We start from the raw sequence: 20377 nt of genomic DNA, 5'->3' as shown, positions 1-20377 counted from the left end.
GGGTCGAGTCCCGGCGGTTGAGAGAGAGCGCCGTCCGGGCTTGTCCCTTCCACTGTCCCGAGGTTCTTCCCATGAACATTCTGTCTCCCGTGGCCCTCCCGGCCGCACCCGTCCCCCGTGCGTCCCCGATCCTCGCCGTGGCGCACCAGCTTCTCGATCATCTCGAACGCGGCCAGCGCGTCGACGCCGCGATCCTCCGTGCTGCGATGGAAGCAGCCTTCGGCGCATCCGACACCAGCGGCGTCTGGGACTGGAAGGCGGCCTATGAGGCATGCGAAGTCGCGACAGTTCTCTTCCTGCGCAAATACGGAAAGGCGCTTTTCCGCAAAGCCGCATCTCCGGCTGCACGACTTTCCGCGGTCACGAAGATCGCCGGGCTCCTGCCGACACATACGCGGCGCTCGGAAGAATCGCAGGCGCTCCAGCAGTTCTCGACGCCGGCGCCGCTCGGTCTCGCCGCCGTGGCGGCCGCCTCCATTGCTGCTGGCGACATCGTGCTGGAGCCGTCGGCTGGCACCGGCCTGCTCGCCATCCTGGCCGAGATATCAGGCGGAACGCTCCTCCTCAACGAGCTGGCCGAAACCCGCGCCGATCTGCTCGCTGCGCTGTTTCCGGCCGTTGCCGTCACGCGCTTCGACGCCGCCCAGATCAACGATCATCTCGCGCCGGGCGCCACCCCCTCCGTCGTGCTTATGAACCCGCCATTCTCCGTCATGGCAAACGTCTCCGGCCGCGTGGCCGACGCCGCTTATCGCCATGTCGCTTCGGCACTGGCCCGGCTCGCCGATGGCGGGCGGCTGGTGGCGATCACCGGCGCCAACTTCAGCCCCGACCATCCGGCTTGGGCAGCGGCCTTCGTCCGGCTCCAGGAGCGTGGCCGCGTCGTCTTCACTGCGGCCGTGGACGGCTCGGTCTATGCCAAGCATGGCACGACCATCGACACCCGGCTGACGGTTATCGACAAGCTTCCGGCCGACGATCGCGAGGCGTTTCCCTCTTCGCCTGGTATCTCGGCCGACATCGCCACGCTGCTCGGCTGGATCGAGACGCAGGTTCCGCAGCGCCTGACCGCGGCCCTCCCGCCGGTTGCAACCTCGGCATTCGCCGCGACGCCCCGGACTGTTCGCGGATACCTCGCCCGCACCACCGCTGCACGTCCCGCCACGCCGGCGTCCATCGAGCCCGAAGGCGTCCAACTCGCCTATGAGACCGTGGACTGGACGCCCGCCGAAGACGGCCGGATCACCGACGCGATCTATGAAGAATACGGATTGCAGGCGATCCGCATTCCCGGCGCGCAGGCCCATCCGACCAAGCTTGTGCAATCCGTGGCGATGGCGTCGGTCGCGCCGCCCAAGCCGAGCTACCGGCCCCGGCTGCCCGCCAACATCGTCTCGGATGGCCTTCTCTCCGACGCCCAGCTCGAAACCGTCATCTACGCCGGCGAGGCACATGCCGACTTCCTCGCCGGTTCGTGGACGCTCGACGAAACCTTCGACGTCGTCTCGGCCGCGCCCGACGATGCGCCGAACGCCGTGCGCTTCCGCCGCGGCTTCATGCTCGGCGACGGCACCGGCGCCGGCAAAGGTCGCCAATCGGCCGGCATCATCCTCGACAACTGGATGCAGGGCCGTCGCAAGGCGGTGTGGATCTCGAAATCCGACAAGCTGCTGGAGGACGCCCAGCGCGACTGGTCGGCCCTCGGCATGGAGCGCCTGCTGGTCACGCCGCTGTCGCGCTTCCCGCAGGGGAAGGACATTACCCTCTCCGAAGCCGTCCTATTCACCACCTATGCCACGCTACGGTCCGACGACCGCGGCGAGAAGCTTTCCCGCGTCAAGCAGATCGTCGAATGGTTGGGCTCCGACTTCGACGGAGTGATCATTTTCGACGAGAGCCATGCCATGCAGAACGCCGCTGGCGGCAAGGGAGAACGCGGCGACATCGCCGCCTCGCAGCAGGGCCGCGCGGGCCTACGGCTCCAGCACGCCCTGCCGAATGCGCGCGTCGTCTATGTCTCGGCGACCGGCGCGACCACCGTCCACAATCTCGCCTACGCTCAGCGCCTCGGTCTCTGGGGCGGCGAGGACTTCCCGTTCTCGACCCGCGCCGAATTCGTCGAGGCGATCGAGGATGGCGGCGTCGCGGCGATGGAGGTGCTGGCCCGCGACCTGCGCTCGCTCGGTCTCTACACCGCACGGTCGCTCTCCTATGCCGGAATATGCCGATAGCACCATCCATGTCGTCAGCGGGCTGTTGCTGCCAATCTGGAAGCGGCTGCCGAACGAGTCGACGCGGGTCTATCGACTCCAGACCGACGACGGCGAGCGCATCGTCGGCCGCCGCGTTTCCCCCGCATGGGTCGCCAGCGCACTCGCCACCGGAACGTCGACCCTGACGCCGGACGACGCCTTCATGGCGCTGATGGACGGCAAGACCATCCTCGACCTGACCGAGGGTCTTCAGCTTCGCCGCGTCCGGGTCATGGGCGCCAACCGCATCGAGCTGTCGGGCTTCACCGACGCCATGCGCGATCGCCTGCGGGCCTATGGCCTGTTCCATGAGATCATCTCGTGGAAGCTGCGGATGTTCGTGCCGGCCGACACGACCGGCGCCGCGATCCTGACCAAGGTGCTGGAGCGCTACCCGATCGAGCGCATCGGCGAGCGGGAGGCGGCGTGATGGCTCGGCAGGACGCCTCCGAACTGGCAATCCGTCTCGGTCGGCAGGCAGAGGCGGTGTGCCGTCATTATCTCTCCGCCGGTCATCGCGAGGGCCGCTACTGGCTGGTCGGCGATGTCCGCAACACGCCCGGCCGCTCGATGTTCGTGCGACTGAAGGGTGGCGAAACCGGCAAGGGCGCCGCCGGCAAATGGACCGACGCCGCCACCGGCGAGCATGGCGATCTCCTCGACGTCATCCGCGAGAGCTGCGGCCTGGTGGACTTCAAGGACGTTGCCGATGAGGCGCGCGCCTTTCTGTCGATGCCATGTCCCGAACCGGATCGTCCGCATGACGGCGAGCGCAAGACACCGGCACCATCCGGATCACCGGAAGCGGCACGGCGGCTCTTTGCCATGGCGCAGCCGATCTCAGGCACGCTCGTAAAGACGTATCTCCGCACACGCGGCATTACGGATTTGCACGGAACCGGAAGCCTACGCTTCCATCCTCGCTGCTACTACCGGCCTGACGAGCATTCCCCGACCGAGACCTGGCCGGCGATGGTCGCATCGGTCACCGATCTCGCCGGGCATCAGACCGGCGCGCATCGCACCTGGCTCGCACCGAACGGCTCGGGCAAAGCCCCGATCGACACGCCGAGACGGGCGATGGGCGACCTCATCGGGCACGCCGTTCGCTTCGGTGTGGCGGGCGACGTGATGGCGGCGGGCGAAGGCATCGAGACGATGCTGTCGCTCAGGATGGCGCTGCCCACCATGCCGATGGCGGCGGCGCTCTCGGCGGCACATCTCTCGGCCATCCTGTTCCCCGACGCGCTGCGACGGCTCTACATCGCCCGCGACAATGATCCGGCCGGCGACAGTGCGATGACGACGTTGATCGAACGGGCGAACGCGGCCGGGATCGAGGCGGTCGTGGTGTCTCCGAGCCTGGGCGACTTCAACGAGGATCTCCGTCTCGCTGGTCTGGACAGCCTCCGGGCAGCGGCACGGGTGCAGATCGCGCCCCAGGACGTCGCACGCTTCATGGCGCTGGCGGCATAAGCCGCAAGGAGAATGCAGACGGCGGGAGCGCCGTCGTCGGCATCGCTCGGATGCTCCCCAGATCGGAGAGAACCGCGCCCCGGCCTTCGAGAGGGCGATCGGCCAGCAAACGGCCCGGACCCGCAATGCCTGCGGCGGACTATTTTCCGGCGCGGCCAGAGGCCGCTTTCCATCGCGAGGCAAAATAGCCCGCCTTCGTCATCCTCCGCTATGCTCCGGCCCTCCGCTTCGCTGCGGGTGCAGGTCCGGCCCGCCCGCCGGCTTTCGTCGCCATGAAGGCCGCGAGGGTCGCGGTCGAACCGACGGAGCATCCCGATGAGCGAGCACGACGACTACGAACCGCATCACGCCTCTTCCCCCACCGACCATGTCCTCAGCGAACTCCAGCTCTACGGCTACCGTCCCTTCACGGATGAACCCGATCCCCGACCACTTCCGGAGGGCGACCATGTCGCCGGCGCCATCGCCGATATCTTCGACGCCCTGATCGTCACCCTGGAGGACACCCGCCTCGAGCCCGACCTCGACGATCTCCTCTGGTCGACCGTCAACGTCTTCCACCGGGCCACCGACCGGATCGAGCGCGAGCTGGACGGCAACGAGCAGGCGCAGCGCCGCGGTCAGCGGGAACAGGACGGCAGCGAAGTGAAGGCTGTCGAGCTGGAACGCCTGACGGCCGAGGGCCAGACCATGATCGAACGCCGCAACGCCTTCGAGCTGATGCGCGACCAGGCCGCAGAACACTACGAGCGCCACACCGGATCGAACTGGCGACCGCGCAGCGGATCGATGGTCAACCACCGCAACCTGACCTCGGCGATGATCGATAGCCGGGACTTCCTCGCCGCCAAGAAGCGGGCCGACAATCAGGTGCTGCTGCCCGCCGGTCCGAAGATCGGCTTCACCGGCGGGCTCGACTTCAACGATCATCGCCTGATCTGGGCCAAGCTCGATCAGGTCCACGCCAAGCACCCCGACATGGTGCTGCTGCATGGCAAGTCGCCGAAGGGTGCCGAGAAGATCGCGGCCAAATGGGCCGACGCTCGCAAGGTGCCGCAGGTCGGCTTCGCCCCCGACTGGACGAAACATGCCAAGGCCGCACCGTTCAAGCGCAACGATCAGATGCTGGACGTCCTGCCGATCGGGGTCATCGTCTTCCCCGGCACCGGCATTCAGGACAATCTCGCCGACAAGGCGAGGAAGCTCGGCATCCCGCTGTTCGACTTCCGCCCGAAGGGAGGTGGCGCGTAAGCGCCGCCTCTCACAGCATCTCGGGTCGAAACAGCGATCTGCGGCTGATGACCTTGCCGGACACCACAAACACGCCATCGCCGGTGTAATGCAGCGTCTCGGGATGCTTTGGCGACGTGGCGACATGCGCCTTCACCACCTCGAAGATGAAGAAATTGTACTTGTCGACCAGCGCGTCGTCGTGAAGGCGGCATTCGAAGCTGGCATGGCATTCGCCGATCAACGGCGCTTCGACCTTGCTCGCCTCTTGCTGCGTGAGATTGAACTTGGCGAACTTGTCGATCTCGGCCCCCGACGTGTTGCCGATCCCCACCACGGTATCGGTCAGCGCCGTCGTCGGCAGGTTGACCACGCATTCCCGGCTTTCGCGGATCATGCGGTGGCTGTGATTGCCGCCGGAAATCATGAGGCCGACGAGTGACGGCGAAAACTCCAGGATGGTGTGCCAGCCGAGCGTCATAATGTTGGTCGCGCCCTGCCACTTTGATGACACCAGCACGATCGGACCGGGCTCCAGATAGCGCCGCACCTGGCTCACCGGGAAATCGCTCTTCTCGGGAAACTTCGTCACGGGCGTCCTCTTCGGCTGTTGCGCTTAGCATGACCATACCCGACCATGTCGGCAGCATCACGATCGGCAGCACGGCGACGATGCTTTGGCGCGAAGCATTGAACGGGCGATCCCATCGTGGCCCCGTCATGGCGGAAACCATCTCCCGCTTCCATTGCGCTGATCCTTGGTCCAGCCGCTGGCCTGACGCCATCAACCCATAAAGGGTCGGACTACGCAAAGCGTGCCGCCGCTCCGGCTTCGCCTGCGCGGTGATTGCGGCCATCGGCCGGACACATCGGGCGCCTGTCGCGCGGGAGATGGCCTCCCGCCTCCAAGACAGGAGCCGGTCACATGTCCCTCAATCAAGCTCACGCCTTCGCCTTCAGCCTCGCCACCACCCTCATGGTCTCGATCGTCATCTTCCAGGCCGGCGACGGCACCATGGGCGTCATGCCCGCAGCCGAATATGATGGCGAACTCGCCGCCATCGTTCACGAGGTCGATCCCTTCGCCCCGTAATAGCGGGCAAGGCGTCGCGGCCGCAAGCGGAAGTCCCATGGGATTTCCGCTCCCGTTCCGCCTTCTCTTCGGCTATACTGGCAACGCGCTGTGGTGGTGGTGGAGGCGCGACCGTCAGACCTTTATCTCACGGAGGACACCACCATGATCTTCATCGGCATCCTCTCCAGCATCGCCGCGATCGGCGCCCTCTGCTGGCTATTGTTCACGCTGGCTGTCTTCGCGCTGCCATTCTTCACGGGCGTCAGCGCCGGGACTTGGGCCTTTCAGACCGGCGCCGGTTGGCTCGGGGCTATCCTCGTCGGCCTCTCCACCGCCGCCCTGACGCTCGGCGTCGGGCAGTTCCTGCTCGCCTTCATCCGTCCGCTCTGGATACGGCTCGCGATCGCATTCGCTTTCGTCGCGCCTGCGGCGCTCGCCGGGTACCACGCGAGCCATGGCATCGTGAAGCACACCATGCCCTCCGACACCTGGCAGATCATCTTCTCCGTCATCGGGGCAATCGCCGTTGGCGTCACGGCGCTGATCCGGGTGACAGCAATGGCCGCGCCCGGGCCAACCGTCCAGAACGTCGCGCGCGCCTGACATCGTTGCCGGCGTCGCCAGGACGGTGGGTTGATGTCTTACGTGTCGCCCTCCTCGTCGACGGGGCCGTTTGCAATCGCGTTGATCGGATCGACGGCGAACCCAACTGACGCGCCATGCCCTCGTTGATAGTGCTTGGGTGCAATGCCGTGACAGCGCGCCCGACGGTGCGAGTGCCGAGAGGGGCGATCTCGTGGGCGACGGGCAGGACTAGGCGGAACGTAGGGTCTGGCAGAGCTGATTTGAACCGCGGTGTCAGGCATCGTCACGGTCCATCGGTTCGGGATGGTTGCCACGTTCTCCTGTGATGCGTCTCTGTCAGGTCGACCGCTCCAAAACGGCCTCTTCAATGGGCTGATCTGGCCGAAGGTCGGCTGCGCCTCGATCGCCTATGCCGCAACAGCGGCGTCGAAACTTTCTTCCCCTGCCGGCTGCGCCGTCATTCCTCGCGAGCCAAGAAATCCCCTCCTTTGCTGTCAGGCCCCTGCGGGGTGCGCCGTCAATCGCCTCCGGCCTGTCGATCGCCATCGAGGCCGCAATGGTGCGGGCTCGGAACAGAGTTCAAGGAGAACTACCATGGCGACCATCGGCACCTTCAAGAAGACCGGCAACAACGAGTACACCGGCGAAATCGTCACCCTCAGCCTGCAGACCAAGAACGTCCGCATCGTCTCCGAGGCCCGCGCTACCGGAGAGAACGCCCCCAGCCACCGCGTCTTCGTCGGCCGCGCCGAGATCGGCGCCGCCTGGTCCAAGACCTCCAACGAGGGGCGCGCCTATCTGGGCCTGAAGCTCGACGATCCCAGCTTCAATGCCCCGATCTACGCCAACCTCTTCGACGACGAGGAAGGCGAAGGCTTCAGCCTCATCTGGTCCCGCCCTAGCGGCCGCCGCAACGGCGAGTAAGGCCAGCGCGACGCCCCGCCCGGACAATCCGGGCGGGGCCAAACGCCTGACGGTGGAGCGAATCACCTCTGGTTCTGGACACCGGAATCGCGCCCGCTAAAGCCAGAACCGCTGGTCTTTTCCAGCAAGAACGACTATTATAGCCGTAGTTCTGGCGTACGCGTAGGTCCGAGTGGGAGGTGATCATGCATGATCACCGCCCGACAATCACGGGCCGCACGCGCGTTGCTCGGCTGGACACAGGAGACGCTCGCTGACAAGGCCCGGGTATCACTGACCGCGTTGAAGCGCCTTGAATCCGACAGCGGGCTCGAGGTGTATGAATCAACACGCGATCAGGTCCGTCGAGCCTTTGAAGGTGGTGGCATCGTCCTGCTCAACTCCGGCCAAAGCGTGGGAGTGATGCTGGTTGGTGACAAGGACAACCCTTGACGACTTTTTCGGGCGAACCCGCCCGACCATCCTGATTTTGCGTCAAACCGCGGCGGTGTGGCGCGGGATATCATTACGGTTAACAAACCGCTCCAAATTGGATACGAATGACTCGTGGGGCTCATCGTGACCAACGCAGAATATCTGGACGAACCGCCGCTCGGCGCGGCGCTCACCGCCTATGACCAGGCGCATCTGAAGCTGTACCTGAGGCTGCTCGACGCCGAGGTGGACGGCGCGACCTGGGAGGAAGTCGTGGAGCTTCTCTTCGGCCTCGATCCCGCAGCGGACCCCAACCGCGCAGCGAAAATTCATGCCGCTCACCTCGCTCGCGCGAAATGGATGACCGAAAACGGCTTTTGCGAGCTTCTCGGCCCCCGCCTCCATTGAGGTGATGCAGAACCTGCATCACGTTGATCCGACTTCGTTCTTCCCACGCCACGCTCAACTTGGGATCGTGACCGCTGCTTGACTCGCGTTGCGTCATAATTTCGCGGAGGCGGTGGAGGATGTCCGAAGATGAAAGTTGGCGGTCTGAGACCGCCTACAACTATATCGACAATCTAACTCCGGGTGACCTTGCCTGGGAATTCCTGCGCCGAAACCCCGACTACCGGAAAGCCTATCAAGAGCTTGTGTCCAGCGGCCGACTCTCACTCGAAACGGCCGAAGAATTTGCGAACCTATGGGGGTTGCGATTTCGGCGCCGACCCTCTCATCGCGGCTCATGCCCAGCAGATTTTTTGGACCCCTCAAGTCGATCCGTCGGCAATAATGTTCGCCGCAGGTCCGCGCCCTGAAGGGTTTTCCATCACTGCCGACGAGTTACGCCTCCGTACCATATTCCAGCACGACCCTGCTCATCTCAGGCTCGATATCCGCGGCGAGCAGTATGACGTCACGCTCGCAGACCCGCAGGACGAGAACCCGCTCGCGGCGATGGTCATGTTCGATGCCCTCACACCGGATCGACAGACCGCGCTTACCCGGTTCTGGAGCGCGATCAAAGGCAAGCGCGTCCCGAACGACCCTCGAATGACGCCGCAGCGCCGCGAGCGCGCGCGCCAAATGCTGCGTGCGGTCGATGGACGTCGTGCCGGCGCGACATATCGATCGATCGGGGAGGTTCTGTTCCCTGGTCATAGAATCGACGCCGCCTCCTGGGCCGGGGACGCGCTGCGCGAAATCACGATCCGGCTGGCGCGCGACGGCGTGAAACTCGTTGAAGGCGGCTACCGCTCCCTCCTGCACCGACCCCGCCGATCATAGCCCGCCATCGACCGCCTGCGGCGTGTCGAAACTAGATTCCTATCTCCGACATCGTCCGACCCACCGCCTTCACGCCACCGTGCTCTCGAACCGCCGCCTGACGGCAGCGGCCCCCGATGAGACCACGGAGGCTCGACAATGGCCGATACGACCGCCGGCATCCCGCCACGCTACCTGCGCACGCAGGAGGCCGCTCGCTTCCTCGGACTGTCCGAGCGCACACTGGAGAAGCACCGCACCTACGGCACCGGCCCGTCTTACAGGAAGCTCGGCGGCCGAGTCGTCTACGCCATAGAGGATCTCCAGACGTGGGCCGATCGCGGCCTCGTCAGTTCGACCTCTGATCCGCGCGGCACGGTGCTCCCCGCCAAGCGGCAGGAGCCGTCGGATCGCCGCTTCGCCGGCCGCCAGCCGCGCTGAGACGACACGCCATGTCGTCCCGTCACACACAGCACGACGAGCGTGCGCAGCTCGATCTGTTCCGGGCGCTGCCCGGCGATCTCGCGCCGCGCGACGCGCAGGACCTCATGGCCTATCCGTTCTTCTCGCTTGCCAAGTCGAAGCGCCTGACGCCGATCGACTTCAAGGCGGGTTCGGTGAAAATCCGTGTCGAAGCCGTGCCCGAGCACGGCATGGCGACGATCTGGGACGCGGACGTTCTGATCTGGGCGGCCTCGCAAATCGTCGAGGCCCGTGACGTCGGCCTGCGCCCGTCACGCCTGATGGCGACCACGCCTTACGAGATTCTGAACTTCATTGGACGCGGTGTCTCGCTGCGCGATTACGACCGGCTTAAGGCCGCGCTCGACCGCCTCCAGTCCACCACCATAGCGACCTCAATCCGCCAGCCGACCGAGCGGCGGATGCACCGCTTCTCCTGGATCAACGAATGGAAGGAGCGAGCCGATCACCGCGGCCGCCCGCTCGGGCTCGAACTGATCGTGCCGGACTGGTTCTACGCCGCTGTCCTCGATGACGCGCTAGTCCTGACGATCGACCGCAACTATTTCAGGCTGACCGGCGGTCTGGAGCGCTGGCTCTACCGCCTCGTGCGCAAGCACGGCGGCAAGCAGGAACACGGCTGGAGCTTCGACTTCCCGCATCTCCACGCGAAGTCCGGCAGTCTCTCGCCGCTCAAGCATTTCGCCTACGACCTGCGCGACATCGTGCGCCGCCAGCCGCTGCCGGGCTATCGCCTGACCATCGAGCAGTGCCTCGGCGGCCCCGAAATCCTGTCCTTCGTACCCACCAATCCCGACGCGCTCGGCATCCCGCGCCGCCGTCGCCGCTCGACAACTCGACCTGGGGATAAGCTGTGAATCATCTCGTGCTATCAGGGACCGGCGCTATCGTGCCATCGGGGACCGGACTCTCGTGCTATCGGGGACCAGAATCGTCGATTCATCGCGCTGAATCAGCAGCTTGCGAGCCCCGTAACTTATCTAACCTAGATTCCTACGGAATCTTTCTAACGGACCCCGCTTTTTCGACCGCTGTGGACGAGTCCCCGATCGCCGGGAGACCGTCATGATCGTCGCGTTCCTCAACCAGAAGGGCGGCGTCGGAAAGACGACGCTCGCCCTCCATCTCGCCGGTGAATGGGCTCGGCATGGGCAGCGCGTCACGCTGATCGACGCCGACCCACAGGGATCGGCGCTCGACTGGTCACAGCAGCGCGGCCGGGAGGGATTGGAGCGGCTGTTCGGTGTTGTCGGCCTGGCTCGCGACACGCTCCACCGCGAAGCGCCGGAGCTGGCGCGCGACGTCGATCATGTCGTCATCGACGGACCGCCGCGTGTTGCCGGTCTTATGCGTTCGGCGCTGCTGGCTGCCGATCTTGTACTGATCCCGGTGCAGCCGTCACCGCTCGACGGCTGGGCGTCGGCCGAGATGCTGACGCTGCTCAGCGAAGCGCGGATCTATCGACCGGACCTCAAGGCGCGGTTCGTACTCAACCGCTGTGCAGCCCGCACGATCCTCGCCCGCGAAACCGCTGAGACGCTCGCGGAACACGATCCCCCGCCGCTCCTCACTACCATCGGTCAGCGCATCGCCTTCGCCGATGTCGTGCAGACGGGACGGCTCGCGGCCGAGCAGGACGATACATCGCCCGCCGCGCGGGAGATTGCCGCGCTCGCCGCCGAAGTCACGAGGATCGGGGCATGAGCGAGCGGTCCTCGAAACGCAGTTTCGCGTCCCGGCCGGCCGATCCGGAAAGCTGGATCAAGGCGCCAGACCGTCCATCGCCGCGCGCGGACCCCGCCGCCGAATTTACCGCCAGGCTGACGATCGACGTCACCGCCGACATGCGCGGCCGGATCAAGATTGCCGCCTTCCAGCGCGGACAGACGGTCGCCGAGATGCTGCGCGCGCTGTTCGAGCGCGAGTTCCCCACCAGCGAAGGAGAGCCGCGATGATCGGTGTCGCCGACCCGTCGCTGCGCAGCGGCTTGCCGCCAGCGCCAGCGGCCGATGCACTGACCCATGTCGAGTTGACGTGGGTCGAGAAGAAGATCGAATTCTGGATCAGGTTCGGCCGCGAGATCGCCGAACAGATCCTCGACCGCCGCCGACGCGTCGTGTCGTTCGCACCGGACAGTGTTTTCGCCTTCGTTCGCTGGACCTCCAACGACTACGGCACCGCACTTTCTCGGCTCGACATCGTGCGCGCCGTCGGTGCGGGCGAGCGCTGCCAGACTCTGCCATCCGTGCGCCCCGGCGGCGACATCCTGTTGCGCGCCGATGGCTGGCCGAAGGTCGAGCGCGTGCTCCAGCTCATCGATGCGATCGAGGCGCGGGGCATCGAAGCGATCGACGTTTCGCCCGATCACTGGCGACACGTTCACAACCGTCTGACGGCCGGTGAAACACCGCGCGCCTACGACGCGCAGCAGCATCGCGCCTTCCTCTTGCGCCGGAGGATCATGCCATGAGCCGCTTTGGATACGTCATGACGACGTACTTCGCGGTGATGCTGATGGGCGTCCTGTCGATCGTCTCCTTCGCGCCAAAGCTGATCTGGAATGCCTCCGCGAGCACGCCGATCGGCCTCTATGCGATCAGCGCCAGCGACGGATTGGAAGCGACCGACCTCGTCGCCGTAGCGGCGCCGGAGCCGATCGCCACGTTCCTTGCCGATGGCGGATATCTGCCACGCGGCGTGCCGCTGCTGAAGCGGGTGGCAGGCCTTCCCGGTCAACGTGTGTGCCGATCCGGCCGCACGATCACCGTCGACGGCCACGCCATCGGCGACGCGCTCGACCGTGATCGTCGGGGCCGCGAACTGCCGATCTGGCAGGGGTGTCGCGTCATCGCCGACGACGAGCTGTTCCTGATGAACTGGCAGGTCCGCGACAGCCTCGACGGCCGTTACTTCGGCACGCTCCCCGCCAGCTCGGTCATCGGCCGGGCCACCCCCCTCTACACCGACGAGGACGGCGATGACCGCTTCGTCTGGCGCGCGCCGACGCGGTGACGGCACGCCCATGTCCCCGTCCACCGCACAGCCAAGGAGAAACCCATGTCCCTCATCGGTCAATTCACGAGCGAAAATGACGGCTTCATCGGCCACCTAATGACGCTGACATTGCACCAGGACATCATCATCGTTCCGGCCGAACCGTCCGATGCCGAGAACGCGCCAGACTTCCGCGTCCATGTTCTCGACAGCATGAACAACGAAACCGGCGCGGAGATCGGTGCGGGCTGGAAGCGCACTGGCGAGAAGGCCGGCGACTACGTCTCGCTGCAGATCGACGATCCGACCTTCGGTCATCCGATCCGCGCTAACCTCTTCCAGTCCGCCGACGACAAGTCCGCCTGGGGCTTGCACTGGAATCGTCCGCCCAAGCGCGCAGAGCGGGACTGAACGATGTCGGTCCCGCTCCCCAAAGCTGTCGCCGGGCGGTCAAACACCGCCCGGCGCACAGTCCTCCTTCTCCTTTCCGGCCTTCTGCTTTCCGCACCGCTTTGCGCCAATGCGAATGCGCAGACGGTGTCCGCCGAGCGCCCCTCTCGCGTCGCTCCCTACGCCACATTCATCACCGAGGCCGCGCAACGCTTCGGCATTCCCGAGCACTGGATACGCGCCGTCATGCGCGTCGAAAGCGCTGGGGACGTGCGGGCGATCTCGTCGGCCGGCGCGATGGGCCTGATGCAAGTCATGCCCGCCACATGGGCTGATCTGCGCGCCCGTCACCGGCTCGGCGCGAATCCTTACGATCCACGCGACAACATTCTGGCAGGCGCCGCCTACCTGCGCGAGATGCACGACCGCTACGGTTCGCCGGGCTTTCTCGCGGCCTATAATGCTGGTCCCGGCCGCTATGAAGAGTATCTTGCTGGCCGTCCGTTGCCCGCTGAAACCCGCGCCTATGTCGCCGCGCTCGCGCCCATTATCGGCGGCGCAGACGCGCTTGCTCCCGTCACGGTCGCGGCCGCCGATCCCAACGCCTGGACGCGCTCGCCGCTGTTCATCGTGCAATCCGAGCGCGCCGCCACCGCTGTTTCGACGACCGGCGATAGCGCGTCGAATGAGACCCCGGCTGCAACTCCGGTGCGCGATGCCACAGCCATCGCTCCGCAATCCGCAGGCCTGTTTGTCGCCCGAAACGGCGATGGGGGGCCGCGATGACGGTGCTCGCAGTATTTCGTGGAATAGCGTGCTCTGGCGGAAGGATGGCGGTCCGAGGAGGGAGAGCAGGCAACACAACCGCACGATGGCGAGATAAAAGCGCGCGAGGTGCGGCTTGGTGCGGTCGTGTGTTTTCAGGGACTTATGGCGCATTGGCGCGAGGTGCGCCTGATCGGCGCAGCCTGCGCATCCGCCATTTCGCCAAGGATTACCGCGCGATTGCGCGAGGTGCGGGGCCTCGGCCATGAGCAGCGAGGACGATTTCCGCATCCGGCCAGGCCGCATCCGCTCGACCCGCGCGCAGCAGGCGCGACCCTTCATCGCCCAAGCGCTGGCGGCCGCGCAGCGCGCCGGCGGCAGCGTCTCGCGGTCCGGCACGATCAGTTCGGGCAACCGCTCGCGTTTCGGGCGCGGCCAGCGCGCGACGGTGCAGGCCAACCGGCTGCTCACCAGCCGATCGCGCAACACCGTAATCAAGACGCGCGTCGTCCGTCATAGCGCGCGGGCCACGCCGCTTTCCGCCCACCTTAGCTACCTGCGGCGCGAGGGTGTCACCCGGGATGGGGAGAAGGCGCGGCTGTTCGGTCCCGAGACCGAGGACGCCGATCCCAAGGCCTTCGCCGAGCGGACCCAGGATGATCGGCATCATTTCCGGTTCATCGTCTCGCCCGAGGACGCGACGGAGATGTCCGACCTCAAGACCTATGCCCGCGACCTGATGGGGCAGATGGAAAAGGATCTCGGCACCAAGCTCGACTGGGTCGGTGTCGATCACTGGAACACGGATAATCCGCACGTCCACATCATCCTGCGCGGGCGCACCGATGACGGCCAGGACCTCGTCATCTCGCGCGACTACATCAAGGAAGGCATGCGCGCCCGCGCGCAGGATCTCGCCACCCAAGAGTTGGGGCCGCGCACCGATCACGAGATACGCCGCAATCTCGAACGCCAGATCGAGTCGGAACGCTGGACCAATCTCGACCGCCAGCTTTCGCGCGACGCCTATCGCACCGGCGTCGTCGATCTCGCCCCGCATCCCGATCGCCAGCCCGACGAGTTCCACGCGATGAAGGTCGGCCGGCTGCGGAAGCTGGAGACGCTCGGCCTTGCGGATCAGGTCGGCCCCGGCCAATGGGTCGTATCGGAGAATGCCGAGGCGACGCTGCGCGAACTGGGCGAGCGCGGCGACATCATCAAACGCATTCATCGCGGCCTGACGGAACGCGGTATCGAGCGCGGCGCCGCCAGCTATGTGCTCGCCGGCGAGAGCCTCAACGATCCTGTCGTTGGCCGGCTGGTCGATCGTGGTCTCGACGATGAGCTGAAGGGCACCGCCTACGCCGTGGTCGATGGCACGGACGGACGGACCCATCATATCAAGCTGCCCGACCTCGACGCGGCCGGCGATAGCGCGCCGGGCTCGATCGTCGAGCTGCGCAAATTCGACGACGCGCAGGGACGCAGACGGGTCGCGCTCGCCATCCGCTCCGATCTCGACATCGAGAGGCAAGTCCATGCAACCGGCGCGACCTGGCTCGACCGGCAGGCGATCGCCCGTGAGCCCGTTCCGCTCGGCGGCGGCGGCTTCGGCACCGAGGTGCGCCAGGCTATGGACCGCCGTGCCGACCATCTCGTTGGTCAAGGTCTCGCCGAGCGACAAACACGGGGCGTCAGCTTCTCACCCGGGCTGATCGAGATGCTGCGGCAGCGCGAGGTCGACGCCCTTGGCGAGAAGCTCGCGGCCGAGACCGGCCGACAATTCTCGAAGGCCGCAACGGGCGAGTATGTGGCGGGCACCTACCGGCAGCGCTTCGCGCTCGCGTCTGGCCGCTTCGCCATGATCGATGACGGCCTCGGATTCCAGCTCGTGCCCTGGTCGCCGTCCCTCGAACGCCAGGTCGGTCAGCACGTCTCCGGCGTGTCGCACGGCGCCGCTGGCGTCGACTGGAGCTTCGGCCGCAACCGCGGCCTCGGCATGTAGCCCAATCAAGAAAGGAGTGCCCGCCATGTCGGCGACCAAAATCCTCTGGGGCCAGATCCTCACCGTCGTCCTGATCGTGCTGATGACAACCTGGGCGGCGACGCAATGGACGGCCTATCGGCTCGGCTTCCAGCCACAGCTTGGACTTCCGTGGTTCGAACTGGCCGGTTGGCCGATCTACTATCCGCCAGCCTTCTTCTGGTGGTGGTACTTCTACGATGCCTATGCCCCGCCTATCTTCATCGAGGGCGCTTATATCGCCGCGTCAGGCGGCTTCATCTCCATCGCCGTCGCGATTGGCATGTCGGTCTGGCGGGCGCGTGAAGCCAAGAACGCCGAGACCTTCGGCTCCGCCCGATGGGCTGATGCCCGCGAAGTGAGCGCCGCCGGCCTGCTGGGCGTGGACGGCGTCGTCCTGGGGAAGTTCGATCGCGACTATCTCCGCCATGACGGTCCCGAGCATGTGCTATGCTTTGCACCCACACGGTCCGGCAAGGGCGTCGGCCTGGTCGTGCCGTCACTGCTGACCTGGCCGGGCTCCGCCATCGTCCATGACATCAAGGGGGAGAACTGGACGCTCACCGCCGGCTATCGCGCCCGCCATGGCCGCGTGCTGCTGTTCGATCCGACCAATACGAAGTCGGCGGCCTACAACCCGCTGCTCGAGGTGCGCCGGGGCGAGTGGGAGGTCCGCGACGTCCAGAACATCGCCGACATTCTGGTCGATCCCGAAGGTTCGCTGGAAAAGCGCAATCACTGGGAGAAGACCAGCCACGCGCTTCTGGTCGGCGCCATCCTTCACGTCCTCTACGCCGAGGCCGACAAGACGCTTGCCGGCGTCGCCGGCTTCCTCTCCGACCCGAAGCGGCCGATCGAGTCGACGCTCGCCGCCATGATGAAGACGGCGCATCTCGGCGAGGCCGGGCCACATCCCGTCATCGCGTCCGCCGCGCGCGAGCTGCTGAACAAATCCGACAATGAGCGGTCGGGCGTGCTGTCGACGGCCATGTCGTTCCTCGGCCTCTATCGCGATCCTGTTGTCGCCGAGGTCACGCGCCGCTGCGACTGGCGGATCGTCGATATCGTAGGCGGCAAGCATCCGACCACGCTCTACCTCGTGGTGCCACCGTCGGACATCAACCGGACCAAGCCGCTGATCCGTCTGATCCTCAATCAGATCGGCCGGCGTCTCACGGAGGATCTGAACGCGAAGAGCAACCGCCACCGGCTGCTGCTCATGCTCGACGAGTTTCCAGCCCTCGGCCGTCTCGACTTCTTCGAGAGCGCGCTCGCCTTCATGGCGGGATACGGCCTCAAAGCCTTCCTCATCGCGCAGTCGCTGAACCAGATCGAGAAGGCCTATGGGCCGAACAATTCGATCCTCGATAACTGCCATGTGCGCGTCAGCTTCGCGACCAATGACGAACGGACCGCCAAGCGTGTCTCGGACGCGCTCGGCACCGCGACCGAGATGCGCGCGATGAAGAACTATGCCGGTCATCGCCTGTCGCCCTGGCTCGGCCACATGATGGTCTCGCGCTCGGAAACAGCCCGGCAGCTGATGACGCCCGGCGAGATCATGCAGCTTCCGCCATCCGATGAAATCGTCATGGTCGCCGGCACCCCCCCGATCCGCGCGAAAAAGGCGCGATATTATGAGGATCGCCGGTTTCAGGAGCGCATCGTATCGCCGCCGAACCTGGTGAAGCCGGCAACGGCCCGACCGGACGACTGGAGCACGCTGCCCCTTCCGGCGACGCCGGCGGTCGCGATGGCCACCAGCGGCGGCAGATCGGAGGACGAGGATACGACCGACTCCGAGCGCCGGCATCAGCCGGAGCTGAGCCGCTCGAAACCCGTCGAGCCTAAGCAACCCATCGAAAACGAATTCGAGATCGATCCTCGCGACGACGCCGCCGATGAGGACGCCGCACGCCTCTCGCGCATGAATCAGACCATGCGCCAAGTGGCGCGCCAGGCGTCGCTCGATCCCGGCGACGGCATCGAGCTTTACACGGGTCGGCCGGCAGCAGGTCGCTGTCGACGTCTCCAGCGTCATCCGCGCGTCCCCGGACAGCTTCCGCGTCGCCTGGGTCGAGCGCCGATACGAAAATGGCCAGCTCGCCGAGACCACGCGCTGGACCGCGATCCTGACGATCGTCGTGCAGATCCCCCGAAACGCCGACCGGCTCAGGGCGAACCCGCTCGGCATCTACGTCAACGCCATCAACTGGTCACGGGAGCTTGGGCAATGAAGCCGTATTTCCGTAAAGCCGGAAACCCGGCTTCACACACACACGTACTCCCGGCTCTCCGTAGAGCCGCATTCCCGGTCGTTCTGCTAGCGGCGACCGCGCTCGCGGGCTGCGCGACCACCAATCCGCCGCCGGAGATTTCCTACGACAATGCGGCTGCGGCGGTGCAGACCGTCGATCCACCCGCGCCGGTCACCGTGGTTGAGCTGCCCCGGCCGCTGCCGCTGCCTGGCCAATTGCAGCGTGTGGAGGAGACGCGGCGTGCCCCGGAGCCTTCTAATCCGACCGCTCGCGTCAACCAGGCAAACGAGGCGGCACGAGTCCAACCGGTGCGCGACGGCTTCATTAACTCGATGCAGGTCTACCCGTGGACTCAAGGGGCGCTTTATCAAGTCTATACCGCCGTCGGGCAGATCACCGACATCGCGCTCCAACCCGGGGAGCAGCTTGTCGGCGCAGGCCCGGTGGCCGCCGGCGACACAGTGCGCTGGATCATCGGCGACACCGAGAGCGGATCGGGGGCAACGCGCCAGATCCACATCCTAGTAAAGCCCACCCGCGCCGACCTGATGACAAACCTCGTCATCAACACCAACATGCGCACCTATCACATGGAGCTGCGCTCGACAGAGCGCACCTATATGGCGTCGGTCTCATGGCAGTATCCGCAAGACCAGCTCATTGCGCTGCGCCGTCAGAACGCCGAGGCGCAGGCGGCCCAGCCGGTGGCGAGCGGCGTCGATCTCGCGAACGTCAACTTCCGCTATGCGATCGAGGGCGACCGTGCGCCGTGGCGGCCGCTGCGCGCCTTCGACGACGGACGCCAGGTCTTTATCGAGTTTCCGCGCGGCATCGGTCAGGGCGAGATGCCGCCACTCTTCGTCGTCGGCCCCGAGGGCAACACCTCTGAGTTCGTGAACTATCGCGTTCGCGGCCACCACATGATCGTTGATCGTCTGTTCGCGGCTGCCGAACTTCGCTTCGGCTCCGGCCGCGAGCAGAAGCGCGTCAGGATCGTCCGCACAGACGGGAGGCCGACCTCGTGAGCGAGAACCCGCCCCGGATTGAGGAAGTGCCGGACGACGATGCGCAGCCCCTGACCGGCGAGCCGGTCGGGCCTGCGCCGATGCGGCTGCGGGCCGAACCGCCCCGCGTCACCCGGTTGTCGCGGAAGGTTCTCGCCGGCCTCGGTCTTGTCGCCAGCGTCGGGCTCGGAGGTGCGCTGATCTACGCGCTTCAGACCCGCGACGCCGGTCGGCCGAACGACGAACTCTATTCGACCGAGAACCGCTCGACCGCTGACGGACTGGCCGGCCTGCCGCGAGATTACAGTGGCGTGCCACAGCTCGGTCCCCCTCTTCCCGGTGACCTCGGTCGGCCGATCCTTAGTACCCAGGATCGCGGACAGCCGGTGCCCACACCCGGGACGGCCACGCCCAATCCCGGCATCAGCCCGGAAGAGCAGCGCCGCCTTCAGGAGATCGAGACCGCTCGTACAAGCCGTCTCTTCTCCGGATCGGAAAGCCGGGGCGTACCCGCTGCGGATGGTGCTGTCACATCGCCCCAACCCGCGCCGGACCTGACGAGCCTCGGTCTCGCGCCGCCGCCCAGCTCCCCTTCTGCACAGGACCGCCAGAACGCCTTTCTCAATGCGGCAGCCGACCGGAGGACGGTAGCGCCCGATCGCGTCATTGCGCCGGCGTCACCGAACATCCTTCAGGCGGGAGCCGTGATATCCGCCGCACTGATCACCGGCATCCGCTCCGACCTTCCCGGCCAGATCACCGCCCAGGTGACCGAGAACATCTACGACAGTCCGACCGGCCGCATCCTCCTCGTGCCGCAGGGCACGCGCGTCATCGGCCAGTACGACAACAACGTGCAGTTCGGGCAAAGCCGTGTGCTGCTTGTCTGGAACCGGCTGATCTTTCCGAATGGCCGCTCGATCGTTCTTGAGCGCCAGCCTGGTGCTGACGCTGAAGGGTTCGCCGGGCTGCAGGATGGGGTGGATTACCACTGGTGGGATCTGGCCAAGGCTGCGGGATTGTCGACCCTATTGAGCGTCGGCGCCGAACTCGCTGTCGATAGTGACGATCGCCTTATTCAGGCGATTCGGAACGGCGGCCAGGACACCATCAACGACGCAGGACAGCAGATTGTCAGACGGCAGCTCAACGTCGCACCCACGCTCACTATTCGGCCCGGATTTCCCGTGCGCGTTATCGTGACGCGCGACTTGGTGATGGAACCATATGGAGGGTGA

The 20377-nt window shown here is 65.9% G+C and carries 22 protein-coding genes and 3 pseudogenes; 24 read left to right on the top strand and 1 reads right to left on the bottom strand.

The window, feature by feature from the left end:
- Positions 1-71 precede the first annotated feature (71 nt).
- The 4 genes and pseudogenes from V5F66_RS08055 to V5F66_RS08045 form a co-directional block, all read left to right on the top strand.
- Positions 72-2222, top strand: a pseudogene (locus V5F66_RS08055) (strawberry notch-like NTP hydrolase domain-containing protein); the annotation flags it as partial.
- Complete coding sequence (locus tag V5F66_RS22325) at positions 2212-2682, top strand: hypothetical protein (protein ID WP_445329421.1); 471 nt, start codon at positions 2212-2214, stop codon at positions 2680-2682. The pseudogene V5F66_RS08055 and the gene V5F66_RS22325, both read left to right, overlap by 11 nt.
- Positions 2682-3728: a DUF7146 domain-containing protein gene (locus V5F66_RS08050; protein ID WP_092160957.1), complete on the top strand. Its 1047-nt coding sequence runs from the start codon at positions 2682-2684 to the stop codon at positions 3726-3728. The genes V5F66_RS22325 and V5F66_RS08050 overlap by 1 nt, the downstream gene beginning before the upstream one ends.
- Before the next feature lie 315 nt (positions 3729-4043).
- A complete protein-coding gene (locus tag V5F66_RS08045; RefSeq protein WP_092160958.1) occupies positions 4044-4979 on the top strand; it encodes a DUF2493 domain-containing protein in 936 nt (311 codons plus the stop codon).
- Between the two features lie 10 nt (positions 4980-4989).
- Here the strand turns inward: V5F66_RS08045 and V5F66_RS08040 are convergent, their stop codons facing one another.
- Positions 4990-5550: a flavin reductase family protein gene (locus tag V5F66_RS08040; RefSeq protein ID WP_092160960.1), complete on the bottom strand. Its 561-nt coding sequence runs from the start codon at positions 5548-5550 to the stop codon at positions 4990-4992.
- Positions 5551-5883: 333 nt separating this feature from the next.
- Between V5F66_RS08040 and V5F66_RS08035 the strand changes: the two genes are divergently transcribed.
- The 20 genes and pseudogenes from V5F66_RS08035 to V5F66_RS07940 all read left to right on the top strand — a co-directional run bounded on the left by V5F66_RS08035 (position 5884) and on the right by V5F66_RS07940 (position 20377).
- Positions 5884-6051 (top strand): hypothetical protein, encoded by a 168-nt coding sequence (locus tag V5F66_RS08035; RefSeq protein WP_175506928.1) that lies wholly within the window; start codon positions 5884-5886, stop codon positions 6049-6051.
- A 144-nt stretch (positions 6052-6195) separates the two neighbouring features.
- Positions 6196-6636 (top strand): hypothetical protein, encoded by a 441-nt coding sequence (locus V5F66_RS08030; protein WP_092160962.1) that lies wholly within the window; start codon positions 6196-6198, stop codon positions 6634-6636.
- Between the two features lie 576 nt (positions 6637-7212).
- Positions 7213-7542: a DUF736 domain-containing protein gene (locus V5F66_RS08025; RefSeq protein WP_018429585.1), complete on the top strand. Its 330-nt coding sequence runs from the start codon at positions 7213-7215 to the stop codon at positions 7540-7542.
- A gap of 189 nt (positions 7543-7731) precedes the next feature.
- Positions 7732-7974, top strand: coding sequence for a helix-turn-helix domain-containing protein (locus tag V5F66_RS08020; RefSeq protein ID WP_026227536.1), 243 nt, complete (start codon positions 7732-7734; stop codon positions 7972-7974).
- A gap of 114 nt (positions 7975-8088) precedes the next feature.
- On the top strand, positions 8089-8364 hold the full coding sequence (locus tag V5F66_RS08015; protein WP_092160963.1) for a DNA -binding domain-containing protein: 276 nt from the start codon (positions 8089-8091) through the stop codon (positions 8362-8364).
- 119 nt (positions 8365-8483) lie between these two features.
- A complete protein-coding gene (locus tag V5F66_RS08010) occupies positions 8484-8774 on the top strand; it encodes a transcriptional regulator domain-containing protein (protein WP_394093612.1) in 291 nt (96 codons plus the stop codon).
- A complete protein-coding gene (locus V5F66_RS08005; RefSeq protein WP_092160964.1) occupies positions 8749-9243 on the top strand; it encodes a DUF2285 domain-containing protein in 495 nt (164 codons plus the stop codon). The genes V5F66_RS08010 and V5F66_RS08005 overlap by 26 nt, the downstream gene beginning before the upstream one ends.
- 138 nt (positions 9244-9381) lie before the next feature.
- Positions 9382-9663, top strand: a complete 282-nt coding sequence (locus V5F66_RS08000) for a helix-turn-helix transcriptional regulator (protein ID WP_018429589.1) — start codon at positions 9382-9384, stop codon at positions 9661-9663.
- Positions 9664-9674: 11 nt separating this feature from the next.
- Positions 9675-10562, top strand: coding sequence for a replication initiator protein A (locus V5F66_RS07995; protein WP_092160965.1), 888 nt, complete (start codon positions 9675-9677; stop codon positions 10560-10562).
- Between the two features lie 208 nt (positions 10563-10770).
- Positions 10771-11409, top strand: coding sequence for a ParA family partition ATPase (gene parA / locus V5F66_RS07990; protein WP_092160966.1), 639 nt, complete (start codon positions 10771-10773; stop codon positions 11407-11409).
- Positions 11406-11660 carry a ribbon-helix-helix protein gene (locus V5F66_RS07985; protein WP_092160967.1) on the top strand — a complete coding sequence of 85 codons (255 nt, stop codon included), beginning with the start codon at positions 11406-11408 and terminating at the stop codon, positions 11658-11660. Before parA ends, V5F66_RS07985 begins: the two co-directional genes overlap by 4 nt.
- Positions 11657-12175: a DUF2840 domain-containing protein gene (locus tag V5F66_RS07980; protein WP_092160969.1), complete on the top strand. Its 519-nt coding sequence runs from the start codon at positions 11657-11659 to the stop codon at positions 12173-12175. The genes V5F66_RS07985 and V5F66_RS07980 overlap by 4 nt, the downstream gene beginning before the upstream one ends.
- Entirely contained in the window at positions 12172-12717 is a 546-nt protein-coding gene (locus V5F66_RS07975) for a S26 family signal peptidase (protein WP_092160971.1), read from the top strand. Before V5F66_RS07980 ends, V5F66_RS07975 begins: the two co-directional genes overlap by 4 nt.
- Positions 12718-12762: 45 nt before the next feature.
- Positions 12763-13110: a DUF736 domain-containing protein gene (locus V5F66_RS07970; protein WP_066115925.1), complete on the top strand. Its 348-nt coding sequence runs from the start codon at positions 12763-12765 to the stop codon at positions 13108-13110.
- A 3-nt stretch (positions 13111-13113) separates the two neighbouring features.
- A complete protein-coding gene (locus V5F66_RS07965; RefSeq protein ID WP_092160973.1) occupies positions 13114-13875 on the top strand; it encodes a lytic transglycosylase domain-containing protein in 762 nt (253 codons plus the stop codon).
- Between the two features lie 244 nt (positions 13876-14119).
- Positions 14120-15859, top strand: coding sequence for a relaxase/mobilization nuclease domain-containing protein (locus V5F66_RS07960; protein ID WP_394093611.1), 1740 nt, complete (start codon positions 14120-14122; stop codon positions 15857-15859).
- Positions 15860-15884: 25 nt separating this feature from the next.
- Positions 15885-17870: pseudogene (locus V5F66_RS07955) on the top strand (conjugal transfer protein TraG); the annotation flags it as partial.
- A pseudogene (locus V5F66_RS07950) lies at positions 17869-18114 on the top strand (VirB8/TrbF family protein); the annotation flags it as partial. The pseudogenes V5F66_RS07955 and V5F66_RS07950, both read left to right, overlap by 2 nt.
- A complete protein-coding gene (trbG, locus tag V5F66_RS07945; RefSeq protein ID WP_303703149.1) occupies positions 18111-19160 on the top strand; it encodes a P-type conjugative transfer protein TrbG in 1050 nt (349 codons plus the stop codon). The pseudogene V5F66_RS07950 and the gene trbG, both read left to right, overlap by 4 nt.
- Positions 19157-20377: a TraB/TrbI/VirB10 family type IV secretion system protein gene (locus V5F66_RS07940; protein ID WP_303703148.1), complete on the top strand. Its 1221-nt coding sequence runs from the start codon at positions 19157-19159 to the stop codon at positions 20375-20377. Before trbG ends, V5F66_RS07940 begins: the two co-directional genes overlap by 4 nt.

Source organism: Xanthobacter versatilis (assembly GCF_043193975.1).
Taxonomy (GTDB): domain Bacteria; phylum Pseudomonadota; class Alphaproteobacteria; order Rhizobiales; family Xanthobacteraceae; genus Xanthobacter; species Xanthobacter autotrophicus_E.
This window is presented reverse-complemented; position numbering and strand designations above follow the sequence as displayed.